The sequence below is a fragment of the Neptuniibacter pectenicola genome (genome assembly GCF_001597735.1).
In the GTDB taxonomy this organism is placed as follows: Bacteria; Pseudomonadota; Gammaproteobacteria; order Pseudomonadales; family Balneatricaceae; genus Neptuniibacter; species Neptuniibacter pectenicola.
Genome location: NZ_LUTS01000001.1, coordinates 78,421 through 93,008 on the forward strand (window position 1 = coordinate 78,421; position 14,588 = coordinate 93,008).

The window sequence follows — 14,588 nt, forward strand, 5'->3', positions numbered from 1 at the left end:
ATCCCTTTACGTCAGTCAACTATGACAGGAAAAAAGGCCCTATTTGAGATTTTGGTAGTTCAAACTCATCTGGGTACTTGGCATCAACAAAATAAAGCCCAAAAGGCGGTGCAGTTACCCCCCCTTTTCGCCGATCTTTTGCCTCTAATACCTCTTTCGCCCAGATAGGATCCGCATCTCCGCAGCCTACAGACATAAGTACACCGGCAAAATTTCGAATCATATGATGCAAAAAGGCATTCGCACACACATCAAGCACAATCAAGTGACCCGAGCGATACACCTCAAACTGTTTAACAGTACGCACTGGACTATGCGCCTGACAGCCAACGGCTCGATAGGAGGTAAAATCATGCTCTCCAATTAAATGCCGAGCGGCTTGCGCCATACGCTCAACATCCATCTCTTTATATGTCCATGTGACGCCACGGGGCATGATGCCTGGTTTAACTGGATTACAGTAGATCAAGTACCGATAACGGCGCTCTACCGCAGAAAACCTAGCATGGAAATCTAAACTAACAGGCTTTGCCCATTGGATTGCAATATCCTCAGGCAGATAACTATTTGTGCCCATAACCCACGCGCGGTCTGCACGTTCAATCGGGCTATCAAAATGAATAATTTGATAGGTCGCGTTGACTCGAGCATCGGTACGGCCAGCACAAACAACAGTGATAGGTGTGTTTGCAATTTTTGACAAGGCCTTTTGTACTTCATCCTGAATACTAGGAACACCCTCTTCCTTTTGGATCTGCCAACCTCGATAAGCAGCACCCGAATATTCCACACATAAGGCATAACGATAAGGGGCGATCGAAATCGCCCCTTGGGATGAGCCCGAAGGCTCTATATTTGTTTTTTCTGACATACTACTTTTCGTTAATGGATGTAATCAGCGCTTCAGCCTCAGCTTTCTGCTGCTCATTCCCTTCAGAAACAATCTCTTGAAGGATATCTTTAGCGCCATCAAGATCGTCCATATCCATATACGCACGTGCTAGATCAAGTTTTGTTTCAACTTCATCTGCACCTTCTAGCAGGTTCAACCCTGCCAATTCGTCAAAATCGTCATCTGCTGACACGTCTTCATCCTCAGCCGCAAGTTCTTCCAGCTCGATATCATCACTACTATTCAACAAAGCTTCCAGCTCTGAATCTAAGTCTGCTTCCAATTCATCCGCGACTTCTGACTCTAAACCATCATCTTCAACAACCAACTCTTCCTCATCACTCGCCAGAGACGCTGCAGCTGCTGCACCGGCACCTGCTACAGCAGCGCTCGCCGCCATATCGCCGGCATCAAGATCTAAGTCCAGATCGCCAAGCATCGCATCGAGTTCGGAAGCAGCATCGCTTTGATCCGATTCAGTATCATCAAGCTCGGATTCACCAAGCTCATCGGAATCCGCTTCAGCAGACGCCAGTAAGGCTTCTAGGTCATCCTCTGGTGTAAGGTCGCTTGGTTCATCAATATCAACCAGCCCTTCCATAGGAACATCATCAGGATCAGCATTAGCAGCCAACATTGCTTCAATATCGGCAGCCATAACATCATCAGCATCCGATGCGTCCGCCTCCTCAGTAGGCTCCTCAGCATCATCACTATCCAGCTCACCTAAGATCGCATCAAGGTCATCATCTTCGGTCTGCTCTGCAACATCATTTAACTTATCAACATCGTCATCCGATACGGAATCCAGTAATGAATTTAACTCATCAGCCGCGTCATCCTCTGTCGCGCTTCCAGTCATAGGTTCGACGACAAAATCTAACCCGTCATCATTGAGTTCGGCAGCCGCCTTGTCAGAGTCATCTGACACATCAGCCATACCAGTATCATCTTCCATTTCGAAATCAAGATCGTCCAACTCTAGGTCGATATCATCCGTTGCGCTGTCAATTTCAGCATCTAACGCCTCTAAATCATCAACCTCACCCAATATATCATCAAGGGCGTCGGATTCATCTTCATCAGCGACTTCACCTAAAATGTCATCTAAGTCATCAGGTTCATTATCTTCAGCCACCAGTGATTCGGCTTCATCCTCGCCAATCAGATCATCATCTAGACCCAGATCGAACTCATCGTCTTCTAGAATATCATCAAGGTCGTCTGTCTTTTCATCAGGCTCAATAGTCTTCAGCACATCGCCTGCTGCATCCTCTTCAAGATCTAAATCCATATCCATATCAAGATCGAGGTCATCTAAATCATCGAGATCACTGGTATCCCCTAGTTCTAGATCAGCGTCTTCAAGCAGATCCGCTTCATCACCTATATATAACTCATCCACTATCGCTTCAGGTTCAGGTTCAGGTTCTGCGGGCGCTTCGGGCTCGACAGCAGCGTTTTCACTTAACTCTTCAGGCACTTGCATTAATGCAGATTCATCCGGGGTATCCGAATCATCCTCTTTACGACGGCGCATAAAGAAGAATAAACCAGCGAGGAATGCGATGATGGCCGCTCCAATCCCGCCAAGCATAAACGGTGAGTCAAAGAAGCCTTTTTCAGGTTGTGGTTTAGGCGCTGCTTCAGCGGCAACCACCTTATTTTGAAGGGTCGTAAGTTCGCTATCTTTAAGCTCTAGCATTTCGCGAAGCTTTTCTAGCTCATACTGAATGGCATCTAAGCGTTCATTCAGCTCTACGTTCTCACGGGTAATTCTATCAACATTTTCTAATGACTCGCTTAAACGCGCTTCAAGCTCTTCATTACGTTCGCTCAGCGCTTGCGTTTCATCAGCGACAGCACTCTCTTCGCCTTCAGGGGCCGCCTCATCCGTTGCGGTTTCCGGCTCAGCTTTCGCTTGATCGGTCGCAACACCTTCTTCAGGCTCAATGCTTTCTTTAGGCGTTACGATTTTTAGTTCTGCTGACTTATCGTCTTCCGGTACAGGTGCCGGTGGTTCAGGAACGACCTCGGTCGCCACTGTTTTTTTCGATTCATCGATAGGCGCAGGGGTAGAGACGTCTGCAGCCGGCATGCTTTTATTTTTCCACTGCGATGCCTGACGAACAACCTCTAACGCTGCGTCTTTTTCGTTGAGTTTATTAATTTCAGCTAACGTCGGTAGTGTTAAAACCGCACCCGCTCTAAGTCCATTAATATTGTTATCAACAAAGGCATGAGGGTTTTTCTTCTGCAAAGCGATCATCATCTTTTTTGCAGAGATGCTTTCATTGGGACGGTGCTTTATAACAATCGACCAAAGAGTGTCGTTATTGCCGACTCGGACTTTTCCGTCTGCCGCACGATAATTGCTAGTGCTTGGCTTGGAACTCGAAGGTGCGGACGATGAAGAAACCTTACTCGAGGCTGACGGCTGAACCGTTTTCCTCACAGGCGTAGGATCAAACACCGGCGGGTCAAGAAGAAGTGTGTATTCTCTGACTAAGCGCCCGTTAGGCCAATTCACCTCCACAAGGAAGTTAAGAAAAGGTTCCTTCACTGGCCTAGCTGACCGCATGGTAATCATACCCGTGCCATCAGGATTAACTTTGACTTGAAAGCTAACGTCAGTGAGAAAACGCGACTTAGAAAGACCTGCTAATGCAAATTCATCAATATCAGCCATCCTAGGCTGTATTTGTAACGGACCCAGCTTTCTTACTTGAAGAAGCTTGATCTCTGCATTAAGAGGCTCATTAAGCGCCGAATGTATTTTTATTTCGCCTAAGCCAAGTGCATTAGCATTAGACGCGCCTATAATCCCTGCCACTGCAAGGCTGACTGCGAGTTTTCGCAACATCATCAGTATCCCTGTTCCCCTACCCACAAAACCCTGCCAAATTCAGCGGGTTGCGATTCCGAAATCTTCCCACAGTATTGTTTATAAACCACTTATTGGTCAAGGAAATACAAACACCTGTTTGCATTTCCTATGATATAAGCCCTTTAAATGTACTGTTGGACCAAAATTTCCGCTATTTGTACGCTGTTTAAAGCAGCTCCCTTTCGAACGTTATCGGCAACTATCCACATATTTATAGCATTTTCACACGAAATATCTTCCCTAATACGACTAACGAATACATCATCATTTTTCGCAGCATCGCTTACCGCTGTAGCATATCCGCCATCGGCCTGTTCATCAACTAGCGCGATACCCGGCGATTGCATCATTAATTCTTTCACCTCTTCGGCGCTGATACTGTCCCAACATTCCACATGTACCGCTTCACTATGGCCAAAGAATACAGGGACGCGTACGCACGTAGGATTGACCCTTACGGACTCATCACCCAAAATTTTCTGGGTCTCCCAAACCATTTTCATCTCTTCCTTTGTATAACCATTATCTTGAAATTCATCAATTTGCGGTAATACATTGAAAGCGATCTGCCTAGGATACACTTTATTTTCTGGTGTTTGGGCATTCAATAATTTAGCCGTTTGTCCTGCTAACTCTTCAACACCTTTCTTTCCACTACCTGACACAGCTTGGTAGGTCGCCACATTAATACGCTTAATTGAGGCATGACGGTGGATTGGTGCGAGAGCCAAGAGCATCTGAATCGTTGAGCAGTTTGGGTTAGCGATAATGCCCCTATTGCGAAAATCCGCGATATGCTCCGGATTCACTTCAGGGATCACCAATGGCACATCCTCTTCGTATCTAAAGCATGATGTATTATCAATAACAATACAGCCTTGATCCGCAGCAATCTGTGCATGCTCTTCTGATATGGAGGCACCCGCTGTGAAGAAAGCTATTTGAACCTGAGAAAAATCAAACTCATCTATGGCTGCGACACGATGGGATTTCTCTTTAAATTGAATACTTTTGCCTACGCTATGTTCGCTCGCCAACAAAAAAAGCTGCTCAACCGGAAACTCCCTCTGCTCCAGAATCTCCAAGATTGTTTCACCCACCATGCCGGTCGCACCGACCACTGCAATTTTATAACCTTGTTCCATTTTCCACACCCTAAAAACAAACCAGCCCGAACAAAGTCGGGCTAGTGAAAATTTGATTCCTGCGGTAGACGTTAATCTTCCAGCAGTATTCTCAACATACGGCGCAGCGGCTCGGCTGCCCCCCAGAGCAACTGATCACCTACGCTAAACGCGTTAAGGAATTCATCGCCCAGATTCATTTTACGCAAACGGCCAATAGGCACACTTAACGTTCCTGTCACTTTTGCAGGCGTCAGTTCTTGCGCAGTAATATCGCGTTCATTAGGTATCACCTTAACCCAATCATTCGCTTGCGCCAGCATAGACTCAATCTCATCCATTGGCACATTTTGTTTCAGTTTGATGGTAAATGCTTGGCTATGACACCGCATTGCACCAATACGAACACACGTACCATCAATAGGGATAGGTCTATCACCTAAACCAAGAATTTTGTTGGTTTCTGCATACGCTTTCCACTCTTCACGACTTTGACCATTCTCAAGTTTAGTGTCGATCCAAGGAATCAGTGAACCCGCCAAAGGAACACCAAAATTATCCACAGGCATTGCATCACTACGAATCGTTTCAGCCACTTGACGGTCGATGTTAAGAATCGCACTCGCGGGGTTAGCTAAATCAGTTGCCACTGAATCACTAATAACGCCCATCTGAGAGATCAATTCACGCATATGACGCGCACCGCCACCTGAGGCAGCCTGATACGTCATAGAGGTCATCCACTCAATTTGATCCGCTTGGAATAAACCACCTAAGCCCATCAGCATCAGCGAAACCGTGCAGTTACCACCCACATAGGTTTTAACGCCGTTGCTTAAACCATCTTTGATGACATTCATATTGACAGGGTCTAACACGATTATCGCACTATCATCCATGCGTAAAGAGGATGCAGCATCGATCCAATAACCATCCCAGCCTGCAGCACGCAGATCGGCATAAACCTGTTTTGTGTAGTCGCCACCCTGACAAGAGATAATGGCATCCATCTGTTTAAGCTCGTCAATGGATGTCGCATCTTTCAGCGCTGGAATATCTTTACCAATATCGGGACCAGCCTGACCTACTTGAGAAGTAGTGAAGAAGACCGGCTCTTCGATATGATCGAAATCACGCTCTTCCATCATGCGTTGCATTAGCACGGAACCAACCATTCCACGCCAGCCAACAAAACCTACACGTTTCATCAAATTCACCAAAAAATTCGGATTCTAAATAAGCACAAAATCGGCTCCCGAGATGTTTAATGATCTCTGGAGCCGACAAAGGGCAACATTATGCAATAAAACCTTGTTAGACGCTATGATTGCGCCTATCTACCAAGGTCATATTTAGTGGTTTAACTCAGCGCAGCAACCACCGCATCACCCATCTCTGAGGTGGATACTTTCTGCATGCCTTCAGACCAAATATCCGCAGTACGGAAGTTTTGATCAAGCACGCTGCTCACCGCTTTTTCAATACGATCAGCGCTGTCACCAGCACCCAACGAGTAACGCAGCATCATAGCGGCCGATAAGATGGTCGCTAGTGGGTTAGCAAGTCCCTGACCCGCAATATCCGGTGCAGAACCATGACAGGGTTCATACATCCCTTTGCCATCCACATCAAGGGACGCCGATGGCAGCATACCGATAGATCCAGTCAACATCGCTGCCGCATCAGACAGGATATCACCAAACATGTTGCCCGTTACCATTACATCAAACTGCTTAGGTGCGCGAACTAACTGCATCGCCGCGTTATCCACATACATATGGCTCAGTTCAACTTCTGGATACTCTTTAGCAAGCTCTTCCATTATCTCGCGCCATAAAACCGTGACTTCTAAGACGTTCGCTTTATCCACAGAACAGAGGCGTTTATCACGCGCCATCGCCGCTTCAAAGGCAACACGACCAATACGACGAATCTCATTTTCATCATAAACGTACGTGTTATAACCTTCGCGAATACCGCCCTCTTTCTCACGAATACCGCGCGGTTGACCAAAGTAAATACCGCCCGTCAATTCGCGTACAATCAGGATATCAAGCCCAGATACAATTTCTGGTTTCAGCGAAGACGCATGAGCTAGCTGAGGATACAAAATCGCGGGACGCAAGTTACCAAACAGCCCCAGATTAGACCGAATACCCAACAAACCTTTTTCTGGACGAATTTGAAAATCAGGATTCGTATCCCATTTAGGACCGCCAACCGCACCTAATAAAATAGCATCGGCGGCTTTAGCCGCTGCAAGCGTTGCATCAGGTAGCGGTACACCATCCGCATCAATAGCAGCACCACCGACCAGGGCTTCACTCAGCTCAAGACCTAAATTATCTTGCGCATTTACCAACGCTAAAACGCGGCGCGCTTCAGTGACAATTTCAGGCCCAATCCCATCACCGGGTAGTATCAATACATTCTTAGACATCTACTTAACCTTTCCTTCACCTTGTCAGCACAAGGTTTAAAATTTTTTATCGACTAAGGCTTGAATGCACAAGCCTTAACAGCACAACTATTGAATCGCACCAAACAACCAAGGCGCCTCTGCTTTGCGCTTAGCTTCATACGCTTTTATCTCGTCAGCATGCTGAAGCGTTAGCCCTATATCATCCAAGCCATTTAGCAAGCAGTGCTTACGAAAGCCGTCAATATCAAAGGCGATCTCTTCGCCCGACGGCGTAACAACAACCTGTTTTTCAAGATTAATCGTTAGCTGGTACCCTTCCGATGCTTCCACTTCAATAAAAAGTTGATCCACTTGCGCATCACTTAGCACAATAGGTAACAGGCCATTTTTGAAGCAGTTATTATAGAAAATCTCAGCAAAGCTCGGCGCAATTACAGAGCGAATACCAAAATCTTCTAGCGCCCAAGGTGCATGTTCACGACTTGATCCGCAACCAAAGTTCTCACGTGCTAACAGCACACTTGCCCCTTGATAACGGGCTTTGTTCAATACAAAGTCTTCATTTAATGGGCGACCCGTACACTCTTGATCCGGCTGACCTTCATCCAAATAACGCAATTCATCAAATAGATTCTTACCGAATCCTGAGCGTTTAATCGACTTTAAAAACTGTTTAGGGATGATCATATCGGTATCGATATTTGCTCGATCAAGCGGAGCAGCAATACCTGTATGCAAAGTAAACTTATTCATTAGGCTCTCCTCGATACCTTTAATTAACCATTCGCCTGAAGCAATTCACGTACATCAATAAAATGCCCTGTCACAGCTGCAGCAGCCGCCATCGCAGGACTCACTAGATGAGTACGTCCACCAAAGCCTTGGCGGCCTTCAAAGTTACGGTTAGAGGTTGAGGCGCAATGCTCACCATTACCTAACTTATCAGGGTTCATAGCTAGGCACATTGAACAACCCGGCTCTCTCCACTCCAAGCCTGCTTCAATAAAGATCTTATCCAACCCTTCATTTTCCGCTTGGGTTTTCACAAGACCGGAGCCCGGTACAACAAGCGCTTGAATAATATTGTCTGCAACTTTACGCCCTTTAACCACCTTCGCAGCATCGCGTAGATCTTCAATACGGGAGTTAGTACAGGAACCAATAAACACACGATCAAGCTTAATATCGGTGATCTTTTGATCCGCTTTAAGCCCCATATATTTCAATGCACGATTAATCCCATCCACTTTAACGGGATCGGTCTCATTGGCAGGGTTTGGTACTTGATCACTAACACTAACCACCATCTCAGGTGACGTGCCCCAAGTAACCTGTGGCTCAATATCTGCGCCATTAATAACGATCACTTCATCAAACTCAGCGTCCTCATCGGACACCAATGATCGCCACGCCTCAACCGCGCGATTCCAGTCTTCGCCTTTAGGTGAAAACGCTCGGCCTTCAACATAGTCCAGCGTGATCTGATCAACCGCCACCAGCCCTACACGAGCACCCGCTTCAATGGCCATGTTACATACCGTCATGCGGCCTTCCATTGACATGTTGCGGAAGACGTCACCGCCAAACTCAATGGCATAGCCCGTTCCACCCGCCGTACCAATCACGCCAATGACGTGCAAAACAACATCTTTAGGCGTTACCCCTACACCCAGCGCACCATCGACACGCACGAGCATGTTTTTCATTTTTTTAGTGATCAGGCACTGGGTTGCCAATACATGTTCAACTTCTGACGTACCCACCCCATGAGCCAGTGCACCAAGCGCACCTAAGGTCGCGGTATGAGAATCCCCACACACCGCAGTCACGCCCGGCAAGATAGCCCCCTGTTCAGGCGCCATAACATGCACAATCCCTTGACGGTGATCATTCATTTTAAATTCAAGAATACCGAACTCATCACAGTTCTCATCCAAGGTTTTAACCTGGATTTTAGACACGGGATCAACGATAAACTCCACACCCGCAGAACGTTCAGTCGTCGGTACATTATGATCCGGGGTTGCTATATTGGCATCTATGCGCCATGGCTTACGGCCAGCAATTCGCAAACCTTCAAATGCCTGCGGAGACGTTACTTCATGCAGTACTTGTCGGTCGATATAAAGCAAAGAACTGCCATCATCATTGGTACGCACTAAATGCGCATCAAACAGCTTGTCATATAATGTTTGTCCAGCCATGGGAGCCTACCTCACTCTTTTTTTATTGATTAAGCCCTCCCAAAGAGCTCTATCAATTTATTGTATGCGGCAATCCTAATGCAGACTATCGAACAACACAAATTCATAATTTTTATACTTTGCATTCCTAAAAGGAATAGATACTATCTACAGAGACTGCTGGAGTATTAAAAATGGATACAAACACATTACAAGCCTTTATTGCTGTTGCTGAAAGCCGCTCCTTTTCTAAGGCCGCTGACCATCTCTATTTAACACAATCAGCCATTAGCAAACGCATTGCCTTACTCGAAGATCAATTGAGCAGCAAGCTCTTTGACCGCATTGGTCGGACAGTCTCCTTAACCGAAGCAGGCGCCGCACTACTCCCCCGGGCGAAAGATATATTGCTGCAATTAGACGATGCCAAACGAGCGATTGGTAACCTTAATGCGGGCGATGTCATTGGCGGTTTATCATTAGCCGCCAGTCACCATATAAGCCTGCACCGCTTACCCCCCTACCTAAAAAAATTTTCACACGAGTGCCCTAAGGTCGAACTCGATCTACAATTTGCTGAATCAGAGGTCGCTTATGAAGGAGTCCTCAAAGGCGATTTTGAGTTAGCCCTCATCACCTTATCCCCCGCCCCCGATCCCTCTATACATTCTGACTTGATCTGGGATGACCTGCTTATGTATGTTGTAGCCAAAGATCATCCTTTAGCTCAAGCAGATAAAATAAAACTAGAGGAGTTGACTCACTACAATGCAATATTGCCCGGCAGCAACACGTTTACGCGTTCATTAGTTGAAACATTGTTTTTTCAACACGCGCTAACATTAAATGTAACCATGTCGACCAATTACTTAGATACAATAAGGATGATGGTCAATATAGGGCTAGGCTGGAGTCTTTTGCCACAAAGTTTAGTCGGAGACGACCTAAAAACACTTAATGTTATTGATTCAGAGCCTGTTCATCGTAATTTAGGGATCATCTACCATAAGAACAGGACGCTATCTAATGCGGCGAATCATTTAGTTCAGATGCTAAAGTCACAACGATAATCTGATGTAAGCCGTTGACGGATGTAATAAGATAGCCTTACTTAGCAAAGTCGGAGAGATGGAACTGATGGAAAATAGCGGCTTAAATATAGAAGCCTTGCTGGATGCCCAAAAAAACTACTGGAAGAACATCACCTCCGGTAGCGATGCTCAATCACCTGAAGAATGGGCAGCGTTTATTGCTAAGAACCAAGAAAAGATTCACCAAGATGCACCTCAACAGTTCTCACAACTACTCGATATACTCGGCGCTCAGTCCAGTAATTTCACCCAGTACGGAGAACAGTTACTCAAACAGTTTAAAGAGGGAGGTGAACAACATTTAAGTGAAGCCGTCTTACAGTTTCAGCAGTATATGCAACAGCAAACATCTGAAGCACTGATACAGCAATGGCAATTGCCTGAACAATTCGCCGCACTTTTCAAAACCCATAGCTTTCAAGACGACCTACTTTTCGACAATCCGTTTATTAGCGGCCTCAAAAGCTTATTAGAAACACCGGTTATTGGCACCCAGAGAGAATCACAAGAGCAGTTAAGGGAAGTGATTAAGCTAACCATGGAGTACCAAGAAGCCCTGCAGGATTATGTCAAACATTACAGCTCTATCAACAAAAGCGCCTCGAGCCAAATGTTGAACACCCTTAACACAAAAGAAACAAAAGTCTCCAGCTTACAACAGTTACACGATATTTGGGTTGATGCCTACGAATCGGCTTATTCAAAAACAGTCATGACGGATGCTTATCAACGTGCTCACGGCCGTATTAGCAATGCACTCATGCAGCTTAGAAAGTTTGTCCAAGACGTCCGTGATATACATTTCCAGTCGGTCGGTCTAGCAACGCGCAAAGGCTTAGATACCGCGCTTCAACGTCAACATAAGTTACGTAAAGAGATGAGAGCCAATCGGCGAGATGTCATCGAGTTGCAGCAGCAAGTGGGTAAACTACAAGCCGACACAACCGCAGCACTGCTAATTGAACTTAAAAATGAGGTCACCGCTTTAAAAAAAGAGGTGGCCACGCTAAAGAACGCCGCTAAAAGGTAATCTGTTATGAACGGATTTGATCTTGACCTAGCCACTGTCTCTCATGAGCTATTTGAGTTCAATCGTAAGCTTTTAAAAAGTTACACGACTCTCAACCAGCTCAAAGAGGTTGATGTAGATTCAACACCTTATGATGTAATCTACCAAGAGGACAAGCTCAAACTTCGTTATTACAAAACGCCATCAGAAAAGCGCTGTAAAACCCCTTTACTGATCTGTTATGCCTTAGTTAACCGCCCTTACATGATCGATCTCGAAGCAAAGCGATCCATGTTACAGCGCTTACTCGCGCTTGGCCTTGATATCTATCTAATCGATTGGGGATACCCAGATGCCGCTGATCGTTATTTAGATCTTGATGACTATATTAATGAGTACCTCAATAACTGTGTTAATACCGTTTGTCAGCATGCGGAGACCGACCAAACAAACCTTCTAGGTATCTGCCAAGGGGGGACATTCAGCTTATGCTACACGGCGCTAAACCCACATAAGATCAAAAACCTTATCCCAATGGTTACACCGGTTGATTTTCAAACGAAAGACAACTTACTGTACCACTTAGCCAAATATGTGGATGCCGACTTAGCCGTTGAAACGTATGGCAACATACCTGGCAGCATGCTTAATGATTCTTACAACTCGTTAATGCCAATGCGCTTAGGCGTCCAGAAAAACTTAGGCATGCCCAATCAACTCGAAGATAAAGAGCGCGCTTTAAGCTTTTTACGCATGGAAAAGTGGATCTACGACAGCCCAGACCAAGCCGGCGAAGCCTTTAGGGAATTTATCACCCAATTTTTCCAACAAAACAAATTAATTAAAGGCGAGGCAATGATTGGCGACAAACAGGTCAACTTAGCCAATATCACCCAGCCTATTCTCAATATTTTTGGTCGTTTTGATCACTTAGTACCACCGAACGCATCAAAAGCACTTAAAAAGTACGTCGCCTCTTCTGATTATCAGGTAATGGAGGTTAAAGCAGGTCATATTGGTGTTTTTGTATCAGGAAAGTCACAAACTCACGTAGCCCCGGCCATCGTGGATTGGCTTGTTGAGCGCGATTAAATCCTTATATATCAATACACAAGCACCTCTATTGCGTGCTGACTTGGCTAATACTCGTTTTTTTCAGTGACATTACTGTAATTTTTTACTTCCTCCACGCGAAATAGTTTACTAAAATCGCGCGACTAAAATTTTGTAATGCTTTATTACGGAGCAAACCGCCTTGCCAACGAGTAAGAAAATCAAGCTTGAAGGGTTTAACAACCTAACAAAAAGCCTGAGCTTTTGTATATATGACGTCTGTTATGCTCAAACGCCTGAACAAAAAGCGGAGTATATTGAGTATATAGATGAGCAATACAATGCTGACCGCCTAACCGAGATTCTTACTGAATGCTGTGAGATTATTGGCGCAAACGTGCTCAATATTGCCCGTCAAGATTACGAGCCTCAAGGCGCAAGCGTTACCATACTGGTTGCAGAAGAACCAATTAAAGACTCAGAAGATGTAGATACAACTGAGAAACCGGGCCCTATGCCTGACTCAGTGGTTGCGCATTTAGACAAAAGCCATATCTGTGTCCACACCTATCCAGAAGCCCACCCGGATGATGGTATTTGCACATTCAGAGCCGATATTGAAGTATCGACCTGCGGTATTATATCGCCCTTAAAAGCGCTTAATTACCTGATCCACCAGCTGGAATCCGATATTGTCACTATTGATTACCGTATTCGCGGCTTTACTCGTGACATCAAGGGTGTGAAGCATTATATCGATCACGATATTAACTCCATACAAAACTTCTTTACCCCCGACATCCATGACAATTACCAGATGCTGGATGTGAACGTATATCAAGAAAACATCTTCCACACAAAAATGATGCAGAAAGATCTGGATCTCAATACCTACCTCTTTGGAACAACGAAGGAGGAGTTACCCGAAGCGGATGTGAAGGAGATGACAGAACGCTTACATAAAGAGATGAATGAGATCTTTTACGGCCGCAATATGCCCGACATGACGCAATACAACACCTAAGTCATATCTTCTCTGTTAGCTAAAAAATAAAAGGCCGCTTACAAAGCGGCCTTTTATTTTAACTTTTTTACCGTCCAGCACCAGAGCCAAACGATTACAAACCCCTAAGGCTTGTTCTTAGTATCTGGGTCATCATCGACCGTGCCATCCGGGTTTTCACCAGGCTTAAACATACCCCACATCTGCATATTTTGATCGGCAATACGGTTCATCACCGTGAGCGGGTTAGCGGCCCCCATCATCGTTTGCATCTGATCACGAATACGATCTTGATGCTCCAAAAATGAAGCAATGCTCTGCTCTAAATATTGGCTCATCATCCCTTGCATACTATCACCATAAAAACGAATCAATTGCTGTAATACTTGATTCGTCAGCAACGTACCATGCCCTTGGGCTTCCTGCTCGCTGATAATTTGCAAAAGAATATTACGGGTTAGCTCGTTCCCGGTTTTAGAATCTTCAACTTTAAAAGCTTCACCACTAAGTACAAGCTGCTTCACATCATCTAATGTCACATAACAACTACGTGATGTGTCATACAAACGACGATTGGTATATTTTCGTAGTATACGCAAGGTACTATCTCTCTCGTCACTTTCCTTTGAATTCGGCTGATCATCTCGCTGATCAGTCATTTTTATTATCTGCACTATTAGAATTATTATACGTTGAGGTCATTAAACTCATCATGATTTTTTGCAGTGCTTCCATCGAACCAACCCCACCCGTTAAATATGGCTTAAACAAAGTCAATGGATCATATCCTTCTACACCGGATTCCATCCTTTCAGTGATCTTTGTCATCATATCGTCCTGAAATTGCTGCACATCGGGTAAACCCAGTACTTTGCGCAGCTCTTCAGGAGACATATCAATATCAATCTTAAACTTCACTCTCTG

At 45.2% G+C, this 14,588-nt stretch carries 13 protein-coding genes; 4 read left to right on the top strand and 9 right to left on the bottom strand.

Annotation, left to right across the window (positions count from 1 at the left end; all coding sequences use genetic code 11):
- Positions 1-19: 19 nt before the first annotated feature.
- From truA to leuC, 7 genes are all read right to left on the bottom strand, one after another.
- Positions 20-871 carry a tRNA pseudouridine(38-40) synthase TruA gene (truA, locus tag A3773_RS00325; RefSeq protein ID WP_067981535.1) on the bottom strand — a complete coding sequence of 284 codons (852 nt, stop codon included), beginning with the start codon at positions 869-871 and terminating at the stop codon, positions 20-22.
- Between the two features lies 1 nt (position 872).
- Positions 873-3,758: a FimV/HubP family polar landmark protein gene (locus A3773_RS00330; RefSeq protein WP_067981536.1), complete on the bottom strand. Its 2,886-nt coding sequence runs from the start codon at positions 3,756-3,758 to the stop codon at positions 873-875.
- A gap of 143 nt (positions 3,759-3,901) precedes the next feature.
- A complete protein-coding gene (locus A3773_RS00335) occupies positions 3,902-4,924 on the bottom strand; it encodes an aspartate-semialdehyde dehydrogenase (protein WP_067981542.1) in 1,023 nt (340 codons plus the stop codon).
- A gap of 71 nt (positions 4,925-4,995) precedes the next feature.
- Positions 4,996-6,111, bottom strand: a complete 1,116-nt coding sequence (gene asd / locus A3773_RS00340) for an aspartate-semialdehyde dehydrogenase (RefSeq protein WP_067981546.1) — start codon at positions 6,109-6,111, stop codon at positions 4,996-4,998.
- A 152-nt stretch (positions 6,112-6,263) separates the two neighbouring features.
- Positions 6,264-7,343, bottom strand: coding sequence for a 3-isopropylmalate dehydrogenase (gene leuB, locus A3773_RS00345; protein ID WP_067981548.1), 1,080 nt, complete (start codon positions 7,341-7,343; stop codon positions 6,264-6,266).
- Between the two features lie 87 nt (positions 7,344-7,430).
- Positions 7,431-8,078 carry a 3-isopropylmalate dehydratase small subunit gene (leuD, locus tag A3773_RS00350; RefSeq protein ID WP_067981550.1) on the bottom strand — a complete coding sequence of 216 codons (648 nt, stop codon included), beginning with the start codon at positions 8,076-8,078 and terminating at the stop codon, positions 7,431-7,433.
- 23 nt (positions 8,079-8,101) lie between these two features.
- Entirely contained in the window at positions 8,102-9,529 is a 1,428-nt protein-coding gene (gene leuC, locus A3773_RS00355) for a 3-isopropylmalate dehydratase large subunit (protein ID WP_067981552.1), read from the bottom strand.
- A gap of 173 nt (positions 9,530-9,702) precedes the next feature.
- Between leuC and A3773_RS00360 the strand changes: the two genes are divergently transcribed.
- The 4 genes from A3773_RS00360 (at position 9,703) to speD (ending at position 13,685) form a co-directional block, all read left to right on the top strand.
- Positions 9,703-10,578 (top strand): LysR family transcriptional regulator, encoded by an 876-nt coding sequence (locus tag A3773_RS00360; protein WP_067981557.1) that lies wholly within the window; start codon positions 9,703-9,705, stop codon positions 10,576-10,578.
- A 58-nt stretch (positions 10,579-10,636) separates the two neighbouring features.
- Positions 10,637-11,629, top strand: coding sequence for a poly(R)-hydroxyalkanoic acid synthase subunit PhaE (locus tag A3773_RS00365; RefSeq protein WP_067981559.1), 993 nt, complete (start codon positions 10,637-10,639; stop codon positions 11,627-11,629).
- 6 nt (positions 11,630-11,635) lie between these two features.
- Complete coding sequence (gene phaC / locus A3773_RS00370) at positions 11,636-12,700, top strand: class III poly(R)-hydroxyalkanoic acid synthase subunit PhaC (protein ID WP_067981561.1); 1,065 nt, start codon at positions 11,636-11,638, stop codon at positions 12,698-12,700.
- Positions 12,701-12,863: 163 nt separating this feature from the next.
- Positions 12,864-13,685: an adenosylmethionine decarboxylase gene (gene speD / locus A3773_RS00375; RefSeq protein ID WP_067981565.1), complete on the top strand. Its 822-nt coding sequence runs from the start codon at positions 12,864-12,866 to the stop codon at positions 13,683-13,685.
- A gap of 104 nt (positions 13,686-13,789) precedes the next feature.
- Here the strand turns inward: speD and phaR are convergent, their stop codons facing one another.
- Both phaR and A3773_RS00385 read right to left on the bottom strand, forming a co-directional pair.
- Entirely contained in the window at positions 13,790-14,323 is a 534-nt protein-coding gene (gene phaR, locus A3773_RS00380; protein ID WP_231902101.1) for a polyhydroxyalkanoate synthesis repressor PhaR, read from the bottom strand.
- Entirely contained in the window at positions 14,316-14,582 is a 267-nt protein-coding gene (locus tag A3773_RS00385; RefSeq protein ID WP_067981567.1) for a DUF6489 family protein, read from the bottom strand. Before A3773_RS00385 ends, phaR begins: the two co-directional genes overlap by 8 nt.
- Positions 14,583-14,588 lie beyond the last annotated feature (6 nt).